General features: G+C 57.5%; 19 protein-coding genes and 7 tRNA genes. 19 read left to right on the top strand and 7 right to left on the bottom strand.

Annotated features, from left to right (window positions below):
- Positions 1–9: 9 nt before the first annotated feature.
- From trmA to NAT21_RS14375, 5 genes are all read left to right on the top strand, one after another.
- Positions 10–1,137, top strand: coding sequence for a tRNA (uridine(54)-C5)-methyltransferase TrmA (gene trmA, locus NAT21_RS14395; RefSeq protein ID WP_250939489.1), 1,128 nt, complete (start codon positions 10–12; stop codon positions 1,135–1,137).
- A gap of 132 nt (positions 1,138–1,269) precedes the next feature.
- The gene (locus NAT21_RS14390; RefSeq protein ID WP_250939488.1) at positions 1,270–6,111 is read left to right on the top strand and encodes an NAD-glutamate dehydrogenase; all 4,842 of its coding nucleotides are present in this window, start codon (positions 1,270–1,272) and stop codon (positions 6,109–6,111) included.
- A 179-nt stretch (positions 6,112–6,290) separates the two neighbouring features.
- The gene (locus tag NAT21_RS14385; protein WP_250939485.1) at positions 6,291–7,130 is read left to right on the top strand and encodes an MOSC domain-containing protein; all 840 of its coding nucleotides are present in this window, start codon (positions 6,291–6,293) and stop codon (positions 7,128–7,130) included.
- Positions 7,131–7,238: 108 nt separating this feature from the next.
- Positions 7,239–8,258, top strand: a complete 1,020-nt coding sequence (locus tag NAT21_RS14380) for a hypothetical protein (protein ID WP_250939483.1) — start codon at positions 7,239–7,241, stop codon at positions 8,256–8,258.
- Positions 8,259–8,351: 93 nt separating this feature from the next.
- Positions 8,352–9,371, top strand: coding sequence for a quinone-dependent dihydroorotate dehydrogenase (locus tag NAT21_RS14375; protein WP_250939598.1), 1,020 nt, complete (start codon positions 8,352–8,354; stop codon positions 9,369–9,371).
- A gap of 87 nt (positions 9,372–9,458) precedes the next feature.
- Here NAT21_RS14375 and rmf read toward each other — a convergent pair whose 3' ends face one another.
- Complete coding sequence (gene rmf, locus NAT21_RS14370; RefSeq protein WP_250939481.1) at positions 9,459–9,665, bottom strand: ribosome modulation factor; 207 nt, start codon at positions 9,663–9,665, stop codon at positions 9,459–9,461.
- Between the two features lie 214 nt (positions 9,666–9,879).
- Between rmf and rlmKL the strand changes: the two genes are divergently transcribed.
- On the top strand, positions 9,880–12,075 hold the full coding sequence (gene rlmKL, locus NAT21_RS14365; protein ID WP_250939479.1) for a bifunctional 23S rRNA (guanine(2069)-N(7))-methyltransferase RlmK/23S rRNA (guanine(2445)-N(2))-methyltransferase RlmL: 2,196 nt from the start codon (positions 9,880–9,882) through the stop codon (positions 12,073–12,075).
- Here rlmKL and NAT21_RS14360 read toward each other — a convergent pair.
- Positions 12,069–12,347, bottom strand: coding sequence for a hypothetical protein (locus NAT21_RS14360; RefSeq protein WP_250939477.1), 279 nt, complete (start codon positions 12,345–12,347; stop codon positions 12,069–12,071). The two genes, rlmKL and NAT21_RS14360, sit on opposite strands and share 7 nt — an antisense overlap.
- A 149-nt stretch (positions 12,348–12,496) precedes the next feature.
- Here NAT21_RS14360 and pdxB point away from each other — a divergent pair, with 149 nt between their 5' ends.
- Complete coding sequence (gene pdxB, locus NAT21_RS14355; protein WP_250939474.1) at positions 12,497–13,642, top strand: 4-phosphoerythronate dehydrogenase PdxB; 1,146 nt, start codon at positions 12,497–12,499, stop codon at positions 13,640–13,642.
- 62 nt (positions 13,643–13,704) lie between these two features.
- On the opposite strand, the gene htpX is transcribed toward pdxB, so the two are convergent.
- The 4 genes from htpX to msrB form a co-directional block, all read right to left on the bottom strand.
- On the bottom strand, positions 13,705–14,607 hold the full coding sequence (gene htpX, locus NAT21_RS14350; RefSeq protein WP_250939472.1) for a protease HtpX: 903 nt from the start codon (positions 14,605–14,607) through the stop codon (positions 13,705–13,707).
- A 135-nt stretch (positions 14,608–14,742) separates the two neighbouring features.
- Entirely contained in the window at positions 14,743–15,957 is a 1,215-nt protein-coding gene (locus tag NAT21_RS14345) for a pyridoxal phosphate-dependent aminotransferase (protein WP_250939470.1), read from the bottom strand.
- 85 nt (positions 15,958–16,042) lie between these two features.
- Positions 16,043–16,954 (bottom strand): ribosome biogenesis GTPase YlqF, encoded by a 912-nt coding sequence (gene ylqF, locus NAT21_RS14340; protein ID WP_250939468.1) that lies wholly within the window; start codon positions 16,952–16,954, stop codon positions 16,043–16,045.
- A 113-nt stretch (positions 16,955–17,067) separates the two neighbouring features.
- Entirely contained in the window at positions 17,068–17,466 is a 399-nt protein-coding gene (msrB, locus tag NAT21_RS14335) for a peptide-methionine (R)-S-oxide reductase MsrB (protein WP_250939466.1), read from the bottom strand.
- A 174-nt stretch (positions 17,467–17,640) separates the two neighbouring features.
- Between msrB and NAT21_RS14330 the strand changes: the two genes are divergently transcribed.
- The 11 genes from NAT21_RS14330 (at position 17,641) to NAT21_RS14280 (ending at position 21,799) form a co-directional block, all read left to right on the top strand.
- A tRNA-Glu gene (locus NAT21_RS14330) sits at positions 17,641–17,716 on the top strand.
- A gap of 24 nt (positions 17,717–17,740) precedes the next feature.
- A tRNA-Gly gene (locus NAT21_RS14325) sits at positions 17,741–17,815 on the top strand.
- 5 nt (positions 17,816–17,820) lie between these two features.
- A tRNA-Glu gene (locus NAT21_RS14320) sits at positions 17,821–17,896 on the top strand.
- Positions 17,897–17,917: 21 nt separating this feature from the next.
- A tRNA-Gly gene (locus NAT21_RS14315) sits at positions 17,918–17,992 on the top strand.
- A gap of 5 nt (positions 17,993–17,997) precedes the next feature.
- A tRNA-Glu gene (locus tag NAT21_RS14310) sits at positions 17,998–18,073 on the top strand.
- A gap of 20 nt (positions 18,074–18,093) precedes the next feature.
- Positions 18,094–18,168, top strand: a tRNA-Gly gene (locus NAT21_RS14305).
- Between the two features lie 262 nt (positions 18,169–18,430).
- Positions 18,431–19,375, top strand: a complete 945-nt coding sequence (locus NAT21_RS14300; protein WP_250939464.1) for an ABC transporter ATP-binding protein — start codon at positions 18,431–18,433, stop codon at positions 19,373–19,375.
- Positions 19,375–20,148, top strand: coding sequence for an ABC transporter permease (locus NAT21_RS14295; RefSeq protein ID WP_250939462.1), 774 nt, complete (start codon positions 19,375–19,377; stop codon positions 20,146–20,148). Before NAT21_RS14300 ends, NAT21_RS14295 begins: the two co-directional genes overlap by 1 nt.
- Before the next feature lie 24 nt (positions 20,149–20,172).
- The gene (gene queF, locus NAT21_RS14290; RefSeq protein ID WP_250939461.1) at positions 20,173–21,006 is read left to right on the top strand and encodes an NADPH-dependent 7-cyano-7-deazaguanine reductase QueF; all 834 of its coding nucleotides are present in this window, start codon (positions 20,173–20,175) and stop codon (positions 21,004–21,006) included.
- A gap of 53 nt (positions 21,007–21,059) precedes the next feature.
- A complete protein-coding gene (locus NAT21_RS14285; RefSeq protein WP_250939459.1) occupies positions 21,060–21,626 on the top strand; it encodes a nitroreductase family protein in 567 nt (188 codons plus the stop codon).
- A gap of 85 nt (positions 21,627–21,711) precedes the next feature.
- Positions 21,712–21,799 (top strand) — tRNA-Ser (locus NAT21_RS14280).
- Positions 21,800–22,002: 203 nt separating this feature from the next.
- Here the strand turns inward: NAT21_RS14280 and NAT21_RS14275 are convergent.
- The gene (locus tag NAT21_RS14275) at positions 22,003–22,908 is read right to left on the bottom strand and encodes a LysR family transcriptional regulator (protein ID WP_250939457.1); all 906 of its coding nucleotides are present in this window, start codon (positions 22,906–22,908) and stop codon (positions 22,003–22,005) included.
- Positions 22,909–23,081: 173 nt separating this feature from the next.
- On the opposite strand from NAT21_RS14275, the gene NAT21_RS14270 reads away from it, so the two are divergent.
- On the top strand, positions 23,082–24,593 hold the full coding sequence (locus NAT21_RS14270) for a CoA-acylating methylmalonate-semialdehyde dehydrogenase (RefSeq protein ID WP_250939455.1): 1,512 nt from the start codon (positions 23,082–23,084) through the stop codon (positions 24,591–24,593).
- The last annotated feature ends 25 nt before the right edge of the window (positions 24,594–24,618 follow it).

Below are 24,618 nucleotides of genomic sequence, written 5' to 3'. Positions count from 1 at the left end.
AGGTTTTTCTTGAGTCTTCCACGGATCGACCCCACGCAGTACGAACAGCAGCTATCGGAAAAAAAGGCGTTTATCGAGCGTCGATTCGCTGAGTTCGAGCCTCCGGCACTGGAGGTTTTTTCATCGCCTGCCACATACTATCGGATGCGAGCGGAGTTTCGTGTCTGGCATGACGGCGATGACCTGTTTTTCGCCATGTACGATGCTGATCCAGACAATCCCGGCGAAAAGAAAATAGTTCGGATGGATCAATATCCCGCGGCCAGCCGGCGTATCAACGAGCTGATGGTGTCGCTGCGGGAAGCATTGATGGTCTCGGATGTGCTGCGCCACCGCCTCTTTCAGGTCGAGTTTCTGACCACCCTGTCCGGTGAAGCACTGGTGACGCTTATTTATCACCGCAAGGTTGATGAGGCCTGGGCGGAGGAAGCTCGAGCGCTGGAAGCTCGGCTGGACGTGGCCATCATCGGTCGCGCTCGCAAACAGCGCTGGGTATTGACCCGTGACTTTGTCACCGAACATCTTCAGGTAGATGGGCATACCCTTCATTATCAGCAGGTAGAAAACAGCTTTACCCAACCCAACGCCAGTATTTGTGCTGACATGCTTGCCTGGGCGCGTGATGCAACCACGCCATCGGCCAGAGGCGTCGCCTCGGTAGACGCCGGGGGGGATCTGGTTGAGCTTTACTGCGGCAACGGCAACTTTACCATTGCTCTGGCCTCGAACTTCAGGCGTGTGCTGGGTACGGAAATTTCCCGCACTTCGGTGGCCTCGGCACAGGTCAATCTGGCGGCGAATCATGTCGACAATGCCGTTATCGCCCGGATGTCGAGCGAGGAGTTTTCACAGGCACTGGCCGGAGAGAAAACCGGTCGGCGTGTCAGTGACATGGCGCTGGATGGCTACGACTTTTCCACGGTACTGGTTGATCCACCTCGTGCCGGTCTTGATGAAAAGAGCTGTGAGGAAATAGCTCGTTACCAGCGCATTGTTTACATTTCCTGCAACCCGGACACCCTGGCCGATAACCTCAAACAGCTTTGTCGTACGCATACCATTGAGCGCATGGCGCTGTTCGATCAGTTTCCCTATACCCATCATTGCGAGTGCGGTGTGGTGCTTGTCGGTCGATAACGGTCATGCCGGCCTGTTATGGGCCATGTCAAAAATCGGCATTCATTGCCTGCTGATGCTGAAACTGTATTAGTCTGATATCACAATGCGCTCTGCGCACCGCACACTAGTCAACTCGATCGAGGTGATCGGATGCAACATGTCTTGAGCCAGGACAAGGAAGAGTTTTTAAAGGATCTTGAAGACCGCTTTCATGAGCGGCTTGATGATCCCCAGGCTCGCGCTGTCAGCGACTTCGCCCGTGCCTATTACGCCACCATGCCGCTGGATGATCTGTATGAGCGGCACATGGATGATATCTATGGTGCCACGTTATCGCTCTGGCACTTCATTAATTCCAATGACCCCAAGGCGCCCAAGGTTCGGGTGTACAACCCGGGCTTTGAAAGTCACGGCTGGCAGTCCACGCATACGGTAATTGAAGTGCTGCAAAGCGATATGCCGTTTCTGGTCGATTCGGTACGTATCGAGCTTAATTATCGCAATATTACCGTCCACGCGATTCACAATGCCGTACTGGATGTCGAACGTGACGATCACTATCAGGTGGTCTCGCTCAAACGTGCCGTTCAGCGCGAGCATTCCGAAGGCACCTCGCGGGAATCAGTGATCTATATCGAAATTGATCGTCACAGCAATGAAGACACGCTGGACGATCTGGCCGATAGTATCGAAAGCGCCCTGGGTGAAGTGCACTGCGCAGTCAGCGATTTCGATGCGATGCGTACTCAGGCTCAGCAGGCCATCCGTGAAACCCGCGAACATCGCCCTGATGACATCGATCAAAGTGATGCCGAAGAGGCCTGCGCCTTTCTGGAATGGTTGATGGATGACCGGTTCACGTTCCTGGGATATGAAGCCTATGACGTGATTCAGGGCAACGATGATGCGCCCAGGCTTGAACGTGTCGAGGGGTCCGAGCTGGGTGTACTCAAGCTCGATCGGCCGCACTACAACGAGGTGCTGAACAAGGACCCGGACATCGATCACCATGGGGGGGAGTATGTATTGATCCCCGAGCTGGTGTCCTTTGCCAAGAGCGCATACCACGCACGCGTGCATCGCCCGACCTACCCGGATTACATCACCATTGAGCGGTTCGATGACCAGGGCCGCGTGATTGGGCAGTATCGTTTCCTGGGCCTTTATACCCTGTCGGTCTATAACGAATCGCCGCGCAATATTCCGGTACTGCGCCGCAAGATCGAAACCGTCATGGCCGAAGCCGGCGTGGACCCGCGTGGGCACAACGGCAAGCAGTTGATGCAGATTCTTGAAGTCTTCCCGCGGGATGATCTCTTCCAGATGTCTGTCAGTGAGCTGTGTGATACCGCAATGGGCATCCTCAGCATTCGCGAACGCCGCCGGGTTCGGCTCTTCATCCGGGAAGACCGCTATGGCAAGTTTTACTCCTGTCTGGTCTTTATCCCGCGTGACGTCTTTACCACCGACCTGCGTATCAAGGTGCAGGACCTTTTGTGTCACCACCTGGATGCGACCTTCGGTGACTTCAATACCTATCTGTCCGAGTCAGTGCTGGCACGTGTGCAGTTGATCCTGCGCTTCAATGGCGATGAGCCGGCAGCCTTTGATTTGCGTCAACTCGAAAACAAGGTCATCGATCTTGCGCGAAGCTGGCGTGACGAGCTGCATAACGCCCTGGTGGAAAGCATGGGCGAGGAAAAGGCCAACCGGATGATGACGCTGTACAGCGAAGCCTTCCCGGCAGGTTATCGTGATGATTACAGCCCGCGTGCCGCAGTACTGGATATCAACTACATCAGTGAAGTGGAGCAGGGTGCGCCCATCGCCATGAGCCTTTACCGGCTGGCGGAGGAAGAGCGTCAGGGCGTCAATCTGAAAATCTACCATGCCGGACGCCCCATCCCGCTGTCTGACGTGTTGCCGCTGCTTGAAAACATGGGGTTGCGCGTTCTGGGCGAACGGCCTTACGGGATCGAGCGGAGCGACCAGCCTTACTGGATCCATGACTTTGATCTGGAACATCCCAGTGATGCGCCGGTGGACCTGCACAAGATGCGGGACACCTTCAAGGATGCCTTTACCCGCATCTGGACCGGCAACGCTGAAAGCGACCCGTTCAACCGGTTGATCATTGCCGCCGAGCTTGACTGGCGCGAGGTGGCGCTGTTGAGAGGTTATGCGCGTTACCTGAAGCAGATCCGGTTTGGCCTGTCCCAGCTGTATATTGCCAATACCCTGACCAATTATCCGGGTATTGCCCGCAAGCTGGTGGCGTTGTTTCATACCCGGTTTGATCCTGCAGTCGACAGTCGCGATGAGCAGAGTCAGGTCAGCGACATCGAAAAAATGCTGGATGACGTCTCAAGCCTCAATGACGATCGGCTGTTCCGCCGCTATATCGAATTGATTCAGGCCACGCTCAGAACGAACTTCTACCAGTCCGGCAGCGATGGGCAGCCTAAGGATTACATTTCCTTCAAGCTGGAACCACGCAAGCTTAAGGATGTGCCGAAACCGCGGCCCCTGTTCGAGATCTTCGTGTATTCGCCCCGGATGGAAGGGGTGCACCTTCGCGGTGGCAAGGTGGCGCGCGGCGGTATGCGCTGGTCGGATCGCTTCGAGGACTTCCGCACGGAAATCCTGGGTCTGGTGAAGGCGCAGCAGGTCAAGAATGCAGTTATCGTGCCGGTAGGCGCCAAGGGCGGCTTTGTCTGCAAGCGTCTGCCGGAAGGCGGTGATCGTGATGCCATCCAGAAGGAAGGTATTGCCTGCTATCAGACGCTGATCCGCGGCATGCTGGATATCACCGATAACCTGAAGGATCAGAGTGTGGTGCCGCCGAAGGATGTGGTACGCCATGATGAAGATGATCCGTACCTGGTGGTTGCGGCTGACAAGGGTACGGCCACCTTCTCGGATATCGCCAATGCGCTGTCCGAGGAATATGGCTTCTGGCTTGGCGATGCGTTTGCCTCCGGTGGCGAGCATGGTTATGACCACAAGAAGATGGCCATTACTGCTCGTGGTGCCTGGGAGTCGGTCAAGCGTCACTTCCGGGAACTGGGCCACGATACGCAGTCCAGCCCGTTCAGTGTCCTCGGCATCGGTGACATGGCTGGCGATGTGTTCGGTAACGGCATGCTGCTTTCCGAGCAGATAGAACTGGTCGCGGCGTTCAACCACCGCAATATATTTATCGATCCGAACCCGGATATCGCTGAGTCCTTCAAGGAGCGCAAGCGCCTGTTCGAGCTGGACCGCTCCAGCTGGGATGATTACAACAAGGACTTGATCTCCCAGGGCGGTGGCATATTCTCCAGAGATGCCAAGTCCGTGGAGATCACGGCAGAAATGAAGGAGCGTTTCGGGTTTGATGTTGATCGCATGTCGCCGACGGAGCTGATTCAGGCGTTGCTCAAGTCCCATATCGACCTGATCTGGAATGGCGGAATTGGTACCTACATCAAGGCCAGCGATGAAACGCATGCCGATGTCGGCGACAAGTCCAACGACACCCTGCGTGTTGATGGGGACGAACTGCACTGCAAGGTGATCGGTGAGGGAGGCAATCTGGGGGTAACCCAGCGTGGTCGTCGTGAGGCCGCACGTCATGGCGTGCGCGTGAATACGGATTTCATCGACAACGCCGGTGGCGTCAACTGCTCGGATCACGAGGTGAATCTCAAGATCCTGCTCGACGACATTGTCCGCAAGGGCGACATGACGGACAAGCAGCGTAACGAGCTGCTGCTCGACATGACCGAGGAAGTCGGTGATCTGGTCATTCGTGACAATTATCGTCAGACCCAGGCATTGTCCCTGTCTTCCCGACTGAGTCAGGAAACCATCGCGCCTTTCCGTCGTTTCATTCATGCCCTGGAGCAGGAAGGGGTGCTTGATCGGGAGCTTGAAGGCCTGCCGGATGACGAGGAGCTTGAAGCTCGTGCCGAGCAGGGCGAGGGGCTGACGCATCCGGAGCTTTCCGTGCTGATCTCCTATGCCAAGAGTGACCTCAAGATAGCGCTGGACAAGACGGATCTTGCCGACAATGCCTACATTGAACGGCACCTTGAAAACGCGTTCCCGGCGACGCTCAAGGAGCGTTTCAAGGATCAGATGTATGCCCATCGCCTGAAAAAGGAAATCGTGGCAACGCAGGTCGCCAACGATGTAGTGGACCACATGGGGATTCCCTTTGTGCGCCGCATGATGGATAGCTCGAATTGTGGCGCGGCTGATGTGGTCAAGGCTTATGTCATTGCTCGTGACAGCTTCCAGCTGCCGACACTGTGGCAATCCATCGAGTCTCTGGACTACACCATCGACAGCGATCTGCAGTATGACGCCATGCTTAAGCTGATGAGCCTTGTGCGTCGTGCTACACGCTGGTTCCTGCATCAGGGGGCTTCCGGCCTTCAGGTCGAGAAGATGGTTGAGCATTTCGGACCACGGCTCAAGACACTGCGTGAAAGTGTTGATGGGCATTTGCGCGGTGAAGCACACGACCAGTTCCTGAAAACGCGGGATCACTATGTGGAAAGCGGTGTGCCTGAAGACCTGGCCTCCACACTCGGCGCGGTGGATCACCTGTACGCGGGGCTTGGCATTATCGAGTCTTCACGAGAGGAAGATGATGCGCTCGACCGTGTGGCCCGTACCTATTACCTGGTCGGTGAGCACCTTGAGCTGCCCTGGATGATCGAGCAGATCCAGCAGCTTGATGCCAGTGATGGCTGGGAAGCCATGGCCCGTGAAGCCCTGCGCGATGACATGGACCGTCAGCAGTTGATTCTGACCAGCAGCGTTCTGCGTCTCGAGGGGGCTTCGGACGATGTTGATGAGCGTATCGAGCAGTGGCTCGAGAACAATCGTCAGTACATCGAGCGCTGGCGTCGGCTGCTTGAAGAGGTGCATTCCAGCAGCTCGCCAAGCTTTGCCCTGTTTGCGGTCGCTGTAAAAGCCCTGATGGCACTTCCTGACCGACAGTAAACCCTGCAGTAACGTGAAGGCACGCCGAAAGGCGTGCCTTTTTCATGTCCGGTATTCAAGCGAATCAAGGTCCTGCATGCAATCTGTGATAGCGTTATATCAGCAGAGTGGTTGCCCGGCCTGGTCTGTAACTGCCGTCACTACTGCCCGTTTTCCACACTTAACAAGGAGCCCTGAGCATGGCATCAGTCACCGGTCTTTATATCTATCCGGTTAAATCAATGGCCGCGATTGCTCTGAGCGAGGCAACCCTGACCCCGGAAGGACTGGCCATGGATCGGCGCTGGATGGTTGCCACCGATGATGGGCGCTTTCTGACTCAGCGTGTATGCCCTGCGATGGCGCGCTTGCAGGTCGCGCTCACCGACAGTCATCTGATCATCAGGGGCGACAGTGGTGAGGCGCTTCAGGTGCCGATTGATCAGACCGGGCCACGGGCGCCGGTGACGGTCTTTTCCGAAACGCTGGAAGGTATCGATCAGGGGGACGCCGCCAGTGAATGGCTGACGCATCAGCTGGGGCCGCACAAGGGGCTTCCATTGCGCCTTTATCGGGTGCCGGAAGACAATGCGCGCCATGTGGATCCTGACTGGCTGCAGGACGATGAAGAGGTAATGACCGGATTTGCCGATGGTTTTCCGTTTCTGGTGGCACTTGAGTCATCACTTGATGCGTTGAACCAGACGCTGGGAGAGGCGCAGGTACCCATGAACCGATTTAGGCCCAATATCGTGATTGCCGGGTCCGATCTGAGCGCCTGGCAGGAGCATACCTGTGCCATGATATCCTCGACGGGCTGGCAGTTAAGGCTTTGCAAGCCGTGCCAGCGCTGCAAGGTCACCACCGTTGACCAGCAGACGGGGACGCCGACTGGAAAGGAGCCGCTGAAAAGCCTGGCCGCCATGAAGCACGTTGCGACGCCCGGCGCCTATTTTGGTGAAAATGCTGTACTGATACGTGGTGACAAGGCCACGATTGCGGTAGGTGACAGTATTGAGCTTGATGACGCACGCCAGTAAGGTAGCGACAGCCAGTCAGCACGTCCGGCCATCGAGCCGGGACAGGTATCATTCAATATCATCCGGGCCCTGGTGGGGCATGCCGGGTACAACAATAGTGAGACGTACATGAACGCACGTTATTTTCCATGGATTCTGGGTGCTGGTGTTTGTGCCATGTTGTCCGCACAGCCTGTGCTGGCCAAAAGCGCTGCACTTGAGCGTGCCGAGGCTGCTGCGAGTCAGAACGATGTTTCAAGCTACATTACGTCGGCTTCCGATGGTGTCAGTCAGACCATCTTTTTAGGCAATCGCCCGGTCGATCACACTTTCCAGGTCAAGGAGGAAGGTGATTACCTGATCAGCAGCCAGAGTTTCCCGGGGGAGAGCGGCGACTATCGTGTCTCGGCCTCGCTCAAGGACCAGAGCGGACAGGTGCTGGCGGAAGATCAGGGCAATGAGCGCTCTAACGGTTTCAATATTCGCAAGCACCTGACAGCAGGGGAATACACGGTGACCGTGACCGGTCAAAGCCGTGGGCCCACCAGTGGCGGGAATCAGAGTGTCACGATCTGGGTCCGTAATGCCGACGCCGTTACCCGGCAGGAAAACGGTCTGGCTGATAGTAACAGGGTGACTCGTCTTGCTCCCGAAGCAGGCAGCGCGGCATCTTCTACTGCAACGACAGCCTCCTCGGCAGCAGTGTCTTCTGCCGGGCATGCCGAGCCATCCGGCGCTTCGAACCAGGCAGACGGCGGTGCGCCGCGCCAGACTGCTGAGGCACCGAATCAGGCTGGTGCGACGACCACCTCCGAGGTGGCCAGCCAGACCACTATCGTGCGGGAGGTACCGATTCGCACCAATGACGATGTGTTGAAATTCGAGGTAGTACAGCCCGGGCGTGTGTCGCTTGAAAGCGCCACTTTTGGTGGCTATCGCGGCACCTACCGCATCAAGGCGCAGCTCAAGGATGCTCAGGGAAATATCGTGGCCGAAAATTCCGGACAGGGTGCCGATGGAGATTTCCACATTGAGCAGCGTCTTGAGCCCGGCACGTATACGGTACATATCGAGGGGCAGAAATTTGGCTCGGCCCGCTCGGGTACCAACAGCTTTACGCTGCGTATTCGCCAGCTTGATGCATCCTGAGGGTGCTGTCTTGCCTTGTCGCCTGATGACCTCGGGTGGCAGGGCCCATATACTTCCGTCCCGTTTTCGATTGCTATCAAGAGCCTGATTGCCATGTATTCGCTGGTGCGCCCCCTGCTGTTTCGTCTAGACCCCGAACAGGCCCATGGCCTGACGCTATCGATCATGGATCAGGCCCACCGACTGGGCCTGGGGCAGCGTTCTGCCCAGACCATGGAAGTCGCCGAGCCGGTCACCCTGATGGGATTGAGCTTTCCCAATCGGGTGGGCCTGGCAGCCGGGCTGGACAAGAACGCGGATCATCTGGATGGGCTGGGGGCGCTGGGCTTCGGGTTTGTAGAGGTAGGTACGGTGACGCCGAGGCCTCAGCCGGGTAATCCGAAGCCGCGCCTGTTCCGCTTGCCGGCGCGGCAGGCCATCATCAATCGAATGGGGTTCAATAACGCCGGGGTAGACCACCTGGTGCGGCAGGTGGATGCCAGTCGCTATCGGGGGATTGTCGGCATCAATATCGGCAAGAACCTGACCACGGCTGTTGATGAGGCCGCGCTGGACTACCTTCATGCGTTACGTGCGGTGCATGGCAGTGCCGACTACGTCACCATCAATATTTCCTCGCCCAATACGCCCGGGCTTCGAAACCTGCAGTTCGGAGATCATCTGGATCAGTTGCTGGGTGAGCTGCGCGGTGAAACGGACCGGCTGGATGACAAGGCGGGAAGAAAGGTGCCGCTGGTGGTCAAGATTGCACCGGACATGAGTGATGAAGAGGTTCAGCTGGTCGCTGATTGTCTTGACCGTCATCGCATCGACGGGTTGATCGCCACCAATACCACCATCGACAAGTCGAGCGTGTCATCCCTTGCTCACGGTGATGAACAGGGCGGGTTGTCAGGCGCTCCGGTACGTGAAGCCTCAACGCGAATCATCCGTGCCTTTCGTGAAAGGCTGCCGGAAATGCCGATCATTGGTGTGGGCGGTATATTGTCTGCAGCGGATGCCCTTGAAAAGCGGCGTGCAGGGGCGGACCTGATTCAGCTCTATTCAGGGCTTATCTACCGTGGTCCGGCACTGGTAGAGGAATGTATTCGGGCGCTAGCGCACCCGATGTGATCAAGCATCAATCAGGGCCCGGTGGTATTATCGGGCCCTGACCGACAGTTGCGCTGCAGCACTACTGCCGGTGTGTCAGACAGCGGATCAGCCCGCCATGGGCGACTTGTGAATACCGGACACGCCGGTCATTCCTGACCACTGATCGCCTCGGCCCTCTCTCCAGCCGCTCATCCACTGTTCACGGAAATTCAGTTCCTGCGTCGGACAATAATCCTTTGAGCGTCCGGTAACACCTACCTTGTAACCCTGGACGTAAGCACGCTGAAGACGATCTCGTTTCTGACTTTTCATCGGATAACCTCTTATATCTCGAAGAAAGTGACCGCTTTGAAAAAGCGATCGCGTAGAGCCGGCGTTATGTTCGGGTAGCTACCACCTCCATCTATAGCGATAATGAGAACCAGTGTCGAGCATCAAATTGTCATAACAGGTTTATCGTTTACATCTTTTTGTCATATATCAATGCTCATTCTTCCAATTCCTTGTTCAGCGGTGAATTAACAAGATGAAATCAGACGTCCCTCCGATACAGTACGACTATTGTGTGACCTGTCCATGGGGGCTGGAAGGGCTACTTGAGGTCGAACTCGGCGAGCTTGGTGCCGAGGTGGTTCGCCAGGCTCCTGCAAGTGTTTTCGTCCGTGCACCGCTTGAAATCGTGTATGGCATCCTGCTGCGCTCACGTCTGGCCAATCGGGTAATCGTCGTGCTGGGCCAGTTTGAGGCCGATGGCGGTGAAGGCCTGACCGAGGCGAGTGCAGAGATCCCCTGGGAAACCATTTTGCTGCCTGGAAAGCGGTTGAGGGTTGATTTCCACGGACGCACTGATCAGGTGCGCCATACGATGTTCGGTGCCCAGTGCATCAAGGATGGTATCGTGGACCGCTGGATGCGCCACTTTGATACCCGTCCGGAGATCGATCCAAAGCACGCAGATAGTCGAATTTATGCGCACCTGCACCGTGGGCGTCTGACGCTGGGGCTGGACTTGTCCGGTGATAGTCTGCATATGCGGGGCTATCGGCTTGATGGAGCGCAGGCGCCACTCAAGGAGAACCTGGCGGCTGCCTTGCTGTTTCGTGCCGGCTGGCCGGCGATGGCCGAGCACCAGGCTCCATTGATTGACCCCCTGTGCGGGTCCGGCACGCTGGTCATCGAGGCGGCCATGATGGCAGTAGGGGCTGCACCCAACGCGTATCGTGAATTCTTTGGCTGCGAGAACTGGGCGGCGCACGATGAGGCTCTATGGGAGAAGTGCGTGACGGACGCGCGCACGGAAACGCGGCGTAATATCAAGCACTCCTCGCTGAAGCTGCTTGGCTTTGATCGCGATGCAGCGGCCATTGATGCAGCGAGAAACAATGCCAAGCGTGCAGGAGTATCTTCACTGGTCGAGTTTTCGCTTCAGCCGGTAGAGGCATGGACACCGGAGGCCACGTCAGGAACGCCGGGTCTTGTGATGACAAACCCACCCTATGGCGAGCGACTGGGGGATATCCCGGAACTGATTCCACTGTATGCAGCGCTGGGCCACAAAACGCGTCAGCTTGGGGTCGGATGGAAGCTTGCTGTCTTTACCGGTAACCCGGAACTGGGGCATCGTCTGGGGCTCAGGGCGCACAAGCGTTACAACTTCCGTAATGGCGCACTGGAGTGCAAGTTGCTGATCTGTCCGATCGAAGAGGCACAGGTACAGCCAGCCGGTGAGACATCAGCACCGCAGGAAGATGCACAGGCTGCCGCGCCGGTACCTGGCGAGCAGGCTCAGATGCTGATCAATCGCCTGGTCAAGAACCGTCGTCAGCTGTCGAAGTGGCTTAGAAAAAGTGGTGTCACCTGCTACCGATTATACGATGCCGACATGCCGGAGTTTGCGGTGGCAGTCGATGTATATGATCAGGATGTACATATTCAGGAGTACGCGCCGCCCAGGAACATTGACCCGCGTCAGGCCGAGCGTCGACTGATGGACGCTGTGGCCGCGGTGACGCAGGTCATGGAGGTGTCGCCTGAGCGGGTGCATCTCAAGACCCGTCAGCGTCAGAGCGGCACCTCACAGTACGAACGCCAGAGCCGCAGCCGCCATGCGCTGACCGTGACCGAGGGCGAGGCCAGGTTCAAGGTCAATCTTCGGGATTTTCTCGATACCGGCGTCTTTCTTGACCACCGTCCGGCCCGGCGCTGGGTGGGGGAGCACGCGTCCGGAAAGCGGGTATTGAACCTGTTCTGTTATACCGCCACGGCTACCGTTCATGCTGCCCTTGGCGGTGCACGGGAAAGTGTCAGCGTGGACATGTCCAATACGTATCTGGAGTGGGCCGAGGAAAACTACCGCCTTAACCGCCTGGATCTGCGTCGCCATACACTGGAGCGGGCTGATTGCATGGACTGGCTGGCCACCGCAAGAGGCGAGTACGACCTCATTTTCATGGACCCGCCGACCTTTTCCAATTCGAAAAAAATGCGCGGCGTACTGGATATTCAGCGTGATCACGTCAGCCTGATCGACAAGGCCATGAAACGCCTGTCGCCAATGGGCACACTTCTGTTTTCAAATAATCTGCGGCGGTTCAAGCTGGATCCGGACGTGGCGGAACGGTTCGCCGTCACTGCCTGTGGTGATGACATGCTGGACCCGGACTTCAAGCGTCGGCCCAACATTCATCACGTGTTCATGATTCGGCACCGGCTGAATCATTGATCCAGCAGCGATAACTGGCGCATGGCATCGCGCGCTTCCGGTGTATGGTCCTGGGTTTCCAGGACCTTGCGGAAGTGGCGTGACAGCTGGATATGATTGATGTCGTCAACCCACATCATGGCCTGGGTCCGGCTATCGGCCAGCATGTGTTTCAAACCGCCGAACTGGGTGCCGATCTGCCCCCAGGCACGGCTGACGATCCAGTCACCGAACATGTCCTGGTGCACGTGCACCAGGACGTAATCGTGCTCACTTTCCCAGCGAATAATCACCCGGGTAACTCCCTGGCTGTGGTGGTGCGGTCAGGCCGCTTTTTTTTCAGTGTAATAATGCCCGGATTTTAATGGTACCGGGCGCCGTGACAAGAGGTCAGGCGCCGCAGCGTAGCGACGATGACCGCATTCAATCAAGGAGTGTAATCATGCATATTGTGGCAGATCGCAACATGCCACAGGTAGAGGCATTTTTCGGTGATCACGGACGAGTGACCCGTGTTGATGGTCGCCGCCTGAGCCGTGAGCAACTGACGGATGCAGATGTATTACTGGTACGTTCCGTGACACGTGTTGACAGTGCGCTGCTGCAGGACACGCCGGTACGGTTTGTCGGTACGGCAACCATCGGAACGGATCATCTTGATCTTTCCTGGCTGGAGCAGGCCGGCATTCCCGTGGCCAGCGCACCTGGCTGCAATGCGGAGAGTGTGGTGGATTATGTTCTGTCGTGTCTGATGCTTGCCTGCCAGCGTTCGGGCGAGACGCTGACAGACAGGACTGTTGGGGTCATGGGGGCCGGTCAGGTAGGCAGCCGACTGGTGACTCGCCTTCGCGCCATGGGGGTGACGTGTCTGGTCTGTGACCCGCCCCGGGCCGAGCGTGAATCTGCGGGCGACTTTATTTCACTGGCGGCTCTGATCGAGCAGGCAGATGTCATTTGCTGTCATACACCGTTGGTAAGAGAAGGGCGTTACCCGACGCATCATTTACTGGATCAGGACCTTATCGGATCTCTGGCACCGGGCACCTGGCTTTTGAATGCCGGGCGGGGCGACTGCATCGACACGGCGGCCCTGAAGGCGCGCCTGCTGGCTCACAATGATCTTGTGGTAATGCTGGATGTCTGGGAACAGGAGCCTGACATTGATCCTGAACTCGCGCGCCTTGTAGACATTGCCACGCCCCATATTGCCGGGTATAGCCAGGAAGGGCGCCTGCGAGGTACCGCCATGCTGTATGAGGCCTGGTGTCATGCGGCAGGGAACGTGCCGTCTCGTCGCTGGAGTGATGTGATATCGGCCCCTGTTGTGTCGGGAATCACGCTTGATGCAGTAGAGGGGCAGCAACAGTTATGGGAAGCACTGGTTTTGTGCCATTACGATGTGCGACGTGATATGGACCTTGTGTCGCGCTACTGGCAGCAATATGGCATTTCAGCCGGATTTGACCGCTATCGGCGCGAATATCCGGCACGTCGCGAGTTTTCTTCCGTCAATGTGATAGCGCCTGCCGGCTGGCGGTCTGCCATTGAGGCTCTTGGCTTTGTGTGTCACGCCCGGACCAACGGATGACTTCATGAAAAAACGCCCCGAAAGGGGCGTTTCAATGAAAGGCAATGGCTGAATGGAAACGCCTACTGACGGTACGCTGCTTCCTTCAACGCCTTGATGCGCTGGTCCAGCGGAGGATGGCTGGCGAACAGCTGCTCCATGAGCTTGCGGGTTTGCCCCGTGGTAATGGCGAATGCGGTCAGGCTTTCAGGCATCTGGTCGGGCACCTCGTGTTCACGCTTGAGACGCGACAGGGCGTTGATCATGGCACCTGAACCGGCCAGCCGGGCACCGGCGGCATCGGCACGATATTCACGCCAGCGTGAGAACCAGGCCACGATGATCGAAGCAGCAATGCCGAAGACAATTTCCAGTACGAAAACGACGGCCATATAGCCGAAAAAGCCCAGACCGCCTCCTTCATCATCACGGCGCAGGAAGCTGTCGATCACTTGCGCTGCAATACGGGCAAAGAACATGACAAAGGTGTTCAATACCCCCTGAATGAGAGAAAGGGTAACCATATCGCCGTTGGCAACGTGACCGATTTCGTGGCCGATGACCGCACGTACCTCTTCCTGGCGCATGTTGTTCAAAAGCCCCTCGGACACGCAGACGAGGGCATCGTTTTTGTTCCAGCCGGTGGCAAAGGCGTTGGATTGCTGTGCGGGAAATATACCAACCTCCGGCGTTTTTATGCCGGCGCTGGCCGCAAGCTCGGTCACGGTCTCGACCAGCCATTGCTCGGTGGCATTGCGTGGCTGGGTAATGATATGGGCCCGCGTGCTCATTTTGGCCATTTTCTTGGACATGAACAGCGATACCAGAGACCCGGCCATCCCGAAAACGAAGCAGAAAATCAAAAGGCTGGTCATGTTGATGCCGCTGCCTTGAAGGTAGCTGCCAACCCCCAGCAGTTGCAGGGTTACACTGGCGACCAGAACGACGGCCAGGTTGGTACCCAGAAACAGCAAGATCCTCATCATGGTGAGGGGCTCCTTGGTTATCGAATAATCAGGACAGAGACGTGATGCAACAGGGCGCACCTTATCCAATGGTCTATTAGATACGGTGCGACACAAAAGGTTTCAAGAGGCTGTTAAGCCTCGGCTTAGTGTGGCTCAGCGCCGGCGAGCAAGGAAGCGTCCCAGCCGGTCGATGGCTTCCTCAAGCTGATCCACCCAGGGCAGGGTCACGATCCGAAGGTGATCCGGTGAAGGCCAGTTGAAGGCAGTGCCCTGCACCAGAAGCATTTTTTCTTCGAGCAGCAGGTCGAGCACCAGTTTCTGATCGTCTTCTATCGCGTAGACCTCGGGGTCGAGCCTCGGGAACATGTAGAGTGCCCCCTTGGGCTTGACGCAGGTAACGCCTGGAATGGCAGTCAGCTTTTCCCATGCCATATCACGTTGAGCGAGCAGTCGCCCGCCGGGCAGCACCAGATCATTGATCGACTGATAGCCCCCCAGTGCGGTCTGGATGGCGTTTTGAGCCGGTACGTTGGCGCACAGGCGCATCGAGGCCAGCATGTTGAGGCCTTCAATGAAATCCTCTGCATGACGCCGCTCGCCGGAAAGAATCATCCAGGCGGAGCGAAAGCCGGCACAGCGATAGCTCTTGGAAAGTCCGTTCATGGTGATCACGAACACGTCATCGGCCAGCGCGGCCGTGGAGGTGTGTTCGGTGCCATCGTAAAGAATCTTGTCGTAGATCTCGTCGGAAAACACGATCAGGCCAAACTCACGGGCGACCGCCAGAATCTTCTTGAGCACGTTGTCGCTATAGACTGCGCCGGTCGGATTATTGGGGTTGATCACGACAAGGGCCTTGGTGCGCGCGGTGATTTTAGCGCGAATATCCTCGATATCGGGTTCCCAGTCGTTTTCTTCCCGGCAGGCGTAGTGCACGGCATGGCCGCTTGCCATATTGGTAGCGGCGGTCCACAGCGGGTAGTCCGGCATGGGCACCAGCACTTCGTCGCCGTCATCGAGCAGTGCCTGCAGCGAGATCGTGATCAGCTCCGAAACCCCGTTGCCGATGAAGATGTCCTCGACCCCGACGCCCTTGATGTTTTTACGCTGACATTCCTGCATGACGGCCTTGCGCGCCGAATAAAGCCCCTTTGAATCGCTGTAGCCCTGTGCGGTCGGCAGGTTGCGCATCACGTCCTGAAGGATTTCTTCCGGTGCTTCGAAGCCGAACGGCGCCGGATTACCGATATTGAGTTTCAGGATGCGGTGACCTTCGTCCTCTAGCCGTTTGGCGTGTTCAAGTACGGGCCCCCGAATGTCATAGCAGACGTTGTCGAGCTTATGAGACTTGCGAATCGGGTTTGGCATGGGTGGCATTCACAGGTTGATGGCTTAAAGGGCGCTACACGCGATACAGCAGCATACCGCGATCAGTGATGTACACAAGAGGGGGTCACTCACCGGACGCCGATGGCGCTCCCTGCTGCTCTGCGGCCTTTCGCGCTTCACGTTCGGCTCGAAGCTCTTCAACCAGCCGGATATCTTCCGGCCCTTCGAGCGTCAACCGGCCCAGAGTGCCCTGGCGCAGTTCATGCAGCAGCACCTCGCCGCCGCGATGGAGGTCAAGCTCGCCACCGCTCCTGAGCCCGCCACGCTTTCGGGCGATGGCGGCCAGTGCCGTATCGCCGGTTGCCATGTCTTCTTCGCTCAGCCCGTAGCGGGACCTGAGGGCCTCCGGATAGCGCGCCAGCAGCTCGCTTGCGGCGACCGTTGCCACTTCCACATAATCCAGAGCGGTGTCGCGAATGGCGCCGCTGGCGGCCAGTCGAAAAGCGCTGGCCTGGTCTTCGATCTTGGGCCAGAGCACGCCGGGTGTGTCGGTCAGGGCGATGCCGTGGCCGATGCGAATACGCTGTTGCCGTTTGGTGACGGCAGGTTCATTACCAACCTTGGCAATTTTCTTGCCGGCCAGTCCGTTGATCAGGGTGGATTTACCGACATTGGGAATGCCCATGACCATGACGCGTACGTCCCGATCTGCCCGAATATGGCCGGCCAGTTCATGGCACAGGGCAGCGATGGGCTTGAGTTCGCGCGACTGGGTGGTCGTGACGGCGAGGGCGCGGGTATCGGGCTGGCTGTTGAAGTAATCGGTCCATTGACGAGTACGTTCCGGATCGGCCAGGTCTGCGCGAGACAGTATTTTCAGTACCGGCTTGTGATGATTGAGCTCAGCGAGCATCGGATTGGCGCTGGAGTAGGGCAGGCGGGCATCCAGCACCTCGATGACGACGTCAATTTCAGGCAGCGCCTCCTTGATCTGGCGGCGTGCCTTGTTCATGTGTCCTGGGAACCAGCCAAGCATAACTACATCCTCGTGCATCAATCATGTGTCTGACGGCATGATATCAAACCAGGCGGGGGACCAAGCCACTATTTGCAGTCGGGCCTGCCCGATGACAGGCAGGCCCGTACAGATCACTCGTTGGGATGGTAATCCAGTGAGACGGAGTTGATGCAGTAGCGCTGGCCGGTGGTGTCGCTCGGGCCATCCGGAAAGACATGGCCCAGGTGGGCATCACAGCGCTTGCAGGTCACTTCTATCCGGCGCATGCCATGTGAAGTGTCGGTATGTTCTTCCACTGACGCCTCGGCAAGAGGGCGGTCAAAGCTGGGCCAGCCGCAGTGCGCCTCGAACTTGTGCTCGTTTTCAAACAGCGGTGCCCCACAACAGATGCAGTGGTAGATGCCCTGGCCTTCACTGACCTGGTAATCACCGGTGAATGGCCGCTCGGTGCCCTGTTCACGGGTCACACGGTACTGTTCCGGGGTCAGTTGTTCACGCCATTCTGCATCGGTTTTGGTGATCTTGCTCACATTAATCTCCTTGAGTAATGACAGTGCCTGCGGGGGGCTCATGATTCAGTGTAGAAGCTGTTAGAAGCAGACGATATGGGCAGCCGCTGTAAATTGCATCTTAACGCGATGAAAGGGTTGACTCTTTTGGGCGACCTTTGTAATATGCGCGCCACTCGTTAAGACGAGAGCAGCGTCCCATTCGTCTAGTGGTCCAGGACACCGCCCTTTCACGGCGGTAACAGGGGTTCGAACCCCCTATGGGACGCCATTTTGTCTTGAAGAGTTTGGATCTGCGGGAATAGCTCAGTGGTAGAGCATCGCCTTGCCAAGGCGAGGGTCGGGAGTTCGAATCTCCTTTCCCGCTCCAAATGTGTCCCATTCGTCTAGTGGTCCAGGACACCGCCCTTTCACGGCGGTAACAGGGGTTCGAACCCCCTATGGGACGCCACTTTGATCCATACCATATAAAGCGGGAATAGCTCAGTGGTAGAGCATCGCCTTGCCAAGGCGAGGGTCGGGAGTTCGAATCTCCTTTCCCGCTCCAAATGTGTCCCATTCGTCTAGTGGTCCAGGACACCGCCCTTTCACGGCGGTAACAGGGGTTCGAACCCCCTATGGGACGCCACTTCTGCAGTTGTTGTGCATGCGGGAATAGCTCAGTGGTAGAGCATCGCCTTGCCAAGGCGAGGGTCGGGAGTTCGAATCTCCTTTCCCGCTCCAGTGCACCGTCTTGTTTATTATTTCCTGTCTTGATATCTGCGTTTGTTTCTCTATGACACGGCACGATGCCGTTGTGCCTTTCAGGGGAACTCCGCCTTCATTTGGTTTGCGTGCTATCCTTGTCATCCTGAATGTCATGCTCAGTGTCATGAAATCCCCGTGCCGGATACGGCGACGGGCTTTTGCGGCTACCCTGCACGTGACCGGGCCTGTTGCGCCCTGAAGTATCTTTCGTTTGCCCGTCTGAATTACAGGATGTGTTATGCCAGAACCGGCACTCTCCATACGTGGCCTGTCCAAGGTCTACGGCAATCAGTTTCATGCCTTGAAAGGCATCGATCTTGATGTTCCCGAAGGGGACTTCTTTGCACTGCTTGGTCCGAACGGGGCCGGCAAGTCAACCACACTCGGCATTGTCTGCTCGCTGGTCAACAAGACGGCCGGTCAGGTCAAGGTGTTCGGTACCGATATCGATACCAACTTCTCGCTGGCCAAATATCACCTGGGTGTAGTGCCTCAGGAGTTCAACTTCAATCAGTTCGAGAAGGTCTACGATATCGTGCTGACCCAGGCCGGGTATTATGGCATTCCCATGAAGGAAGCCAGGCCGCGGGCACGTCAGTTACTGGAGGATCTGGGGCTGTGGGACAAGCGCGATGACGGTGCCCGGATGCTTTCCGGAGGCATGAAGCGCCGACTGATGATTGCTCGCGCCCTGATTCACCGGCCGCGACTGCTGATTCTGGATGAACCCACGGCCGGGGTGGATATCGAGCTGCGCCGTAGCATGTGGGAATACATGCGTCGTATCAATCAGGAGGAGGGGACGACCATCATCCTGACGACGCACTATCTGGAAGAAGCCGAAAGCCTGTGCCGCAACATTGCCATCATCAATCATGGCCAGATCGTGAAGAACACCAGCATGCGTGCCCTGCTGACCGAGCTGGATACCGAAACATTCATTCTGGATGTGGCCAGCCCGATTACCACCGTGCCCAGGGTGGAGGGCATCGAGCTGACCCGTGTGGATGATGCCCAGCTGATGCTGTCGGTCAAGAAGGGTCAGAGGCTCAATGATGTGTTCACTGTATTGAGTCGTGAAGGCATCGATGTGGTGTCAATGCGTAACCGGGCCAACCGGCTGGAAGAATTGTTTGTAAGCCTGGTGCACGATCAACAGGCTGAAACGGGAGGAATCCGCTGATGAGTCAACGTCAGCTGCTTATCGCACTCTGGACCATCGTGACCAAGGAAGTCCGTCGGTTCATGCGTATCTGGCCGCAGACCCTGCTGCCGCCGTCGATCACGATGACCATGTACTTCATTATCTTTGGCAATCTGATCGGTCAGCGCGTCGGCGAGATGGATGGTGTGCCCTACATCGATTATATCGTGCCGGGTCTGATCATGATGTCCGTGATCACCAACAGCTATTCCAACGTGGCCTCTTCGTTTTTCTCGAACAAGTTTCAGCGCAGCGTCGAGGAAATGGTGGTATCACCCATGCCGGACTGGATTATCCTGCTTGGGTTTGTCATTGGTGGTGTGGCCCGTGGGCTGGCCGTTGGTGCAATCGTAACCGCCGTTTCCCTGTTTTTCACCGATGTGCAGGTACATCATCCGTTGCTGACCGTGCTGGTGGTTGTGCTTACGGCCGTCCTGTTTTCCATTGGTGGATTCATCAACTCCCTGCTTGCCAAGAAGTTCGATGATATTTCCATTGTTCCGATTTTCGTTTTAACGCCGCTGACGTATCTGGGAGGGGTGTTTTATTCGATTCATATGCTCCCCGACTTCTGGCAGATGGTATCGATGATCAACCCGATTCTGTACATGGTGAATACGTTCCGTTATGGCATTCTGGGTGTGTCCGATATCAGTGCAGGCGGAGCCATGGTGGCCATTGTGGCCTTTATCGTAGTGCTCTATGCGCTGGCGCTGTGGTTGCTCAAGCGCGGCCAGGGCATACGCAGCTGATTCAATGACAGGAAGTAGTTCAACGTGACCGACGACTTGAATGCCGTAACGGCGTCCCCGCTGGGACGAAGCTCGGCCTACCCCGAGCAGTATGACCCGACCCTCTTGTTTCCCATCGAGCGAATACTCAATCGCGCAGCGCTGGGGCTCGACAGGGATGTACTTCCCTTTGTCGGTGAAGATGAATGGCAGGCCTTTGAACTGTCCTGGCTGAATGCGCGGGGCAAGCCGATAGTTGCCATTGCGCGCTTCAATGTGCCCGCAGCGTCACCACGCCTGATCGAGTCCAAGTCCTGGAAGCTTTATCTCAACAGCTTCAATCAGACCCGCTTCGGCAGCTCGGTCGAGGTGCGCGACTGTCTGATGCGTGACCTTTCCCACGCCGCAGGGGCCGAGGTCAGTGTGGCCCTGTTCGGGGTGGAGGATGTGCTCCTGGCGCCATCGCCGCTACCCGGTGAGTGCCTGGACGATCTGGACATTGACGTGGCCACCTACACGCCGGATCCATCGCTTCTGCATACTCGTGGCGATATCGTCGAGGAAACCCTGCACTCGCACCTGCTCAAGTCAAACTGCCCGGTGACCGGCCAGCCTGACTGGGGAAGCGTGGTCATCGATTACCGTGGGCCGCGTATCGATCATGAGGGGCTTCTGGCTTACCTGATTTCCTACCGGCAGAAGCAGGATTTTCACGAGCACTGTGTGGAAAGCCTGTTCATGGATCTGATGACCTATGCGGCCCCGGAATCACTGATGGTCATGGCGCGCTACGTGCGTCGTGGTGGCCTTGATATCAGCCCATGGCGAGCCACGCCCGACAAGGCTGCTCCGGAAAGTCTCCGGACGATGCGGCAATGATCGGCCACCGCCTCGGCATAATCACAAACCCAGCGTAACCTGCGGAGTATTTCATGGATGCCCTGACGCTTTTGTCCGCGCGCCGTTCCGTTTCCCGCCTGGAAGGGCCGGAGCCTTCCGAATCCCAGTGCCGTACCCTGTACTGCGCTGCCCTGCGTGCGCCGGATCACGGCGCGTTACGGCCCTGGCACTTTATTGAAATCAAGGGAGAGGGCGCCTGTGGCCGGCTGGGTGATCTGTTTGCCGACGCAGAGCAGCACGATACCCCCGACGCTACCCCTCGGCGGCTGGAAGGAACCCGTGCCAAGGCGCTCCGCGCGCCGCTGATCGTGGTCGTGGTGGCCCGTGTGCAGCCTGGCCAGCCAAAAATCCCGGACCAGGAGCAGGTCATCTCCGCAGGATGCGCGGCCCATGCCATGCTGTACGCCGCGCATGCCCAGGGGCTGGGTGCGATATGGCGTACCGGCCCGATGGCTGCTCATCCTGTCGTACGACGCGGTCTGGGCGTGCGGGAACACGACGTAATCGTCGGATTCTTGTATATCGGCCACCCTGCAGGGCCGATCAAGCCGGTAGACGATCCTGACCCGATGGATTTTGTCGAGCGCTGGCCGGGGTGACAGGATTTATCCTTGCAATTTAAAAGTTTGGGCGATATTATGTGCGCCGTTCTGAACGACGCGAGTCGCTTCAGGCGAACAATGCGGAGGGGTGTCCGAGTGGTCGAAGGAGCACGCCTGGAAAGTGTGTAAGTCGCAAGGCTTCGAGGGTTCGAATCCCTCCCCCTCCGCCACGAATCTGAAAACCAGCCTTTACGGCTGGTTTTTTCGTTTCCGGCCATACATATCCTTCTCCCCTCACTATCAATTTTCTCCAATGGGCTGCGCATCTCGCAAGCCACTTTCCAAACCTCCCGTCTTCTTTGTTTTCATGCGTCAAATGGTGCTGATATGGAAAACTGGCCTGTTGACCAGCTTGATCCCGTCATGACATTGCTCACGATGACCAGATATCGCCCAGCACGCCGCGTGTGGCAGCGATAACCGGCTCATCGCGTCGCTCCTTGAGCCATACGAAACTCAGTGCACAGGGCAGGCTAATCCCCTTGGCAATGACGAGGCCCCGTTCCTGGCGTTCCTGCAGGGCATTGGAATCACGCGCCAGAGCCAGACCGACACCTGCCCGTACCAGATCAATCATGCAGGGTTCCTGATCGACCTGAGCCACGCGATTCGGCGTGAGGCCGTGTGCCAGCATTCGTTGCGTCAGTAGCCTGTAATGAACGGAACGGGGCGGGGTCACGATCCAGGGCAGGGCGGCCAGGGAAGGCCAGTCGGTTCGTGTCAGGCGTGTTGACCAGCCGGCCGGCGCGATGACGTTGTAGTCGAAATGCGTCAGCTCGATCATCTCCACCACCGGTGCTCCTTCCCCTGTGTTCGGCATCTGGCCCGGTGATTCCAGATAAAAGCCGACATCCAGTTCGCGTCGCAGCAATGAGTCGAGCACAAAACCGCTGGTGCCGTGATGCAATTCCGTTTCTACCTGGGGGATTCGCTGTACCAGTCGGTGCAGCAGGGCACCCAGACGAATGAATTCCGGATCCACGATGGTGCCGATGCGCAGTCGTCCGCGTAGCGTGTGATGCATTGACTGAGCGCTGATCTTGAAGGCCTGCAGTGACGCCAGCGCTGCTTCCGCAGAGGGAAGCAGGGCGTGACCGTCGGACGTCAGCGTGAGGCCCTGGGCATGGCGCTGGAACAGCGTGAGGTTCAGGGTTTCCTGCAACTGCTTGAGTTTGAGGCTGACCGCCGGCTGAGTCAGGTGCAGCGCTTCGGCAGCCCGAGACACGCTGCCCTGGTGGGCCACGGCCACAAACGCGCGCAGGGCCTTCAGATCATGCATGGCTATCTCCTCTGGAATGATGACGGCGGCAACCGACAGGATATTAGTAAATCTTATATCGTGTTTTTGGCTTTCTCAATTGATTCCACACGGCCTTGAGTTAGGTTGTTGGCTACCAGGCCCGGCAGCACGGGCGATTCAGTGTGCAGTGCAACATGAAGCGAGAGGCAGACATGACGACCGAGAGCATCGAGCATTATATCAATGGCTATAAGACTAAAGGCGAATCCGATCGGTATCAGGACGTCACCAACCCGGCTACAGGCCAGGTGACCGGTCGGGTGGCTCTGGCCTCCGACGCGGACGTGGACAGTGCCGTGGCCGCTGCCAAGGCTGCCTTTCCTTCCTGGGCCGATACGCCGGCGATTCGCCGGGCGCGAGTAATGTTCAAGTTTCTCGAGCTGCTGAATACACACAAGGACGAGCTGGCCGAGGCCATCACCCGTGAGCATGGCAAGGTGTTTACCGATGCCCAGGGTGAAGTGGCGCGTGGCATTGATATCGTCGAGTTCTCCTGTGGTATTCCGCAATTGCTCAAGGGTGACTACACCGAGCAGGTCAGCCGAGGGATCGATAACTGGACAACTCGTCAGCCTCTGGGCGTCGTTGCAGGTATTACGCCGTTCAATTTCCCGGTGATGGTACCCATGTGGATGGTTCCGGTTGCAATCGCTGCCGGCAACAGCTTTGTACTCAAGCCGAGCCCGCTGGATCCCAGCGCATCGCTGATGATCGCTGATCTGCTCAAGCAGGCCGGTTTGCCGGATGGCGTCTTCAACGTAGTCCAGGGCGACAAGGATTCAGTGGAAGCGTTGATCGATCATCCTGACGTCATGGCGTTGTCTTTCGTCGGTTCCACGCCCATCGCCAATTCAATCTACGAACGCGGCGCGCGCAATGGCAAGCGCGTCCAGGCATTGGGTGGCGCCAAGAACCACATGGTCGTGATGCCGGATGCCAACCTGGACAAGGCCGTCGACGCCTTGATTGGTGCCGCTTATGGCTCCGCTGGCGAGCGCTGCATGGCGATCAGCGTAGCGGTGCTGGTGGGCGACGTGGCCGACAAGATCGTGCCGCGGCTGGCTGAGCGGGCGCGTGATCTGAAGGTCAAGAATGGCTTGGAACTTGATGCCGAGATGGGCCCCATCGTTACTGCTCAGGCGCATCAGCGCATTACCGGTTACATCGAGAAGGGTGTGGCCGAAGGCGCCGAGATGATCGTCGATGGTCGCGATTTCGATACGGCCACTACCGGCGAAGGATGCGCCGAGGGCTTCTGGATGGGCGGTACCCTGTTCGATCATGTGACGCCCGAGATGACCATTTACCAGGAAGAGATCTTCGGGCCGGTACTGGCCTGTGTGCGTGTGCCGGACGTGGCCACCGCCATTCAGCTGATCAACGATCATGAGTTCGGTAACGGCGTCAGCTGCTTTACCGAGAGCGGCAGCGTGGCTCGCGAATTCGGTCGGCGTATTCAGGTCGGCATGGTGGGTATCAACGTGCCGATCCCGGTTCCCATGGCCTGGCACGGCTTCGGTGGCTGGAAGCGTTCGATGTTCGGCGATACCCATGCCTATGGCGAAGAAGGGGTGCGTTTCTACACCAAGCAGAAGTCGATCATGCAGCGCTGGTCGGATTCCATTGATGCGGGCGCCGAGTTCGCCATGCCAACGGCCAAATAATTCCTCCTTCCACTGACTGACGGAT

The sequence above is a fragment of the Larsenimonas rhizosphaerae genome (genome assembly GCF_023700005.1).
Taxonomy (GTDB): Bacteria; Pseudomonadota; Gammaproteobacteria; order Pseudomonadales; family Halomonadaceae; genus Larsenimonas; species Larsenimonas rhizosphaerae.
The sequence above is the reverse complement of the archived record's forward strand: the minus strand, read 5'-3'. Positions and strand labels throughout refer to the sequence as shown.

Excerpts from the sequence above, each read along its gene's own strand:
- NAT21_RS14390 (WP_250939488.1), top strand. The coding sequence starts at position 1,270 with ATGCAACATGTCTTGAGCCAGGACAAGGAAGAGTTTTTAAAGGATCTT.
- NAT21_RS14385 (WP_250939485.1), top strand. The coding sequence starts at position 6,291 with ATGGCATCAGTCACCGGTCTTTATATCTATCCGGTTAAATCAATGGCC.
- NAT21_RS14380 (WP_250939483.1), top strand. The coding sequence starts at position 7,239 with ATGAACGCACGTTATTTTCCATGGATTCTGGGTGCTGGTGTTTGTGCC.
- NAT21_RS14375 (WP_250939598.1), top strand. The coding sequence starts at position 8,352 with ATGTATTCGCTGGTGCGCCCCCTGCTGTTTCGTCTAGACCCCGAACAG.
- rmf (WP_250939481.1), bottom strand. The coding sequence starts at position 9,665 with ATGAAAAGTCAGAAACGAGATCGTCTTCAGCGTGCTTACGTCCAGGGT.
- rlmKL (WP_250939479.1), top strand. The coding sequence starts at position 9,880 with ATGAAATCAGACGTCCCTCCGATACAGTACGACTATTGTGTGACCTGT.
- pdxB (WP_250939474.1), top strand. The coding sequence starts at position 12,497 with ATGCATATTGTGGCAGATCGCAACATGCCACAGGTAGAGGCATTTTTC.
- htpX (WP_250939472.1), bottom strand. The coding sequence starts at position 14,607 with ATGATGAGGATCTTGCTGTTTCTGGGTACCAACCTGGCCGTCGTTCTG.
- NAT21_RS14345 (WP_250939470.1), bottom strand. The coding sequence starts at position 15,957 with ATGCCAAACCCGATTCGCAAGTCTCATAAGCTCGACAACGTCTGCTAT.
- ylqF (WP_250939468.1), bottom strand. The coding sequence starts at position 16,954 with ATGCTTGGCTGGTTCCCAGGACACATGAACAAGGCACGCCGCCAGATC.
- NAT21_RS14300 (WP_250939464.1), top strand. The coding sequence starts at position 18,431 with ATGCCAGAACCGGCACTCTCCATACGTGGCCTGTCCAAGGTCTACGGC.
- NAT21_RS14295 (WP_250939462.1), top strand. The coding sequence starts at position 19,375 with ATGAGTCAACGTCAGCTGCTTATCGCACTCTGGACCATCGTGACCAAG.
- NAT21_RS14285 (WP_250939459.1), top strand. The coding sequence starts at position 21,060 with ATGGATGCCCTGACGCTTTTGTCCGCGCGCCGTTCCGTTTCCCGCCTG.
- NAT21_RS14275 (WP_250939457.1), bottom strand. The coding sequence starts at position 22,908 with ATGCATGATCTGAAGGCCCTGCGCGCGTTTGTGGCCGTGGCCCACCAG.
- NAT21_RS14270 (WP_250939455.1), top strand. The coding sequence starts at position 23,082 with ATGACGACCGAGAGCATCGAGCATTATATCAATGGCTATAAGACTAAA.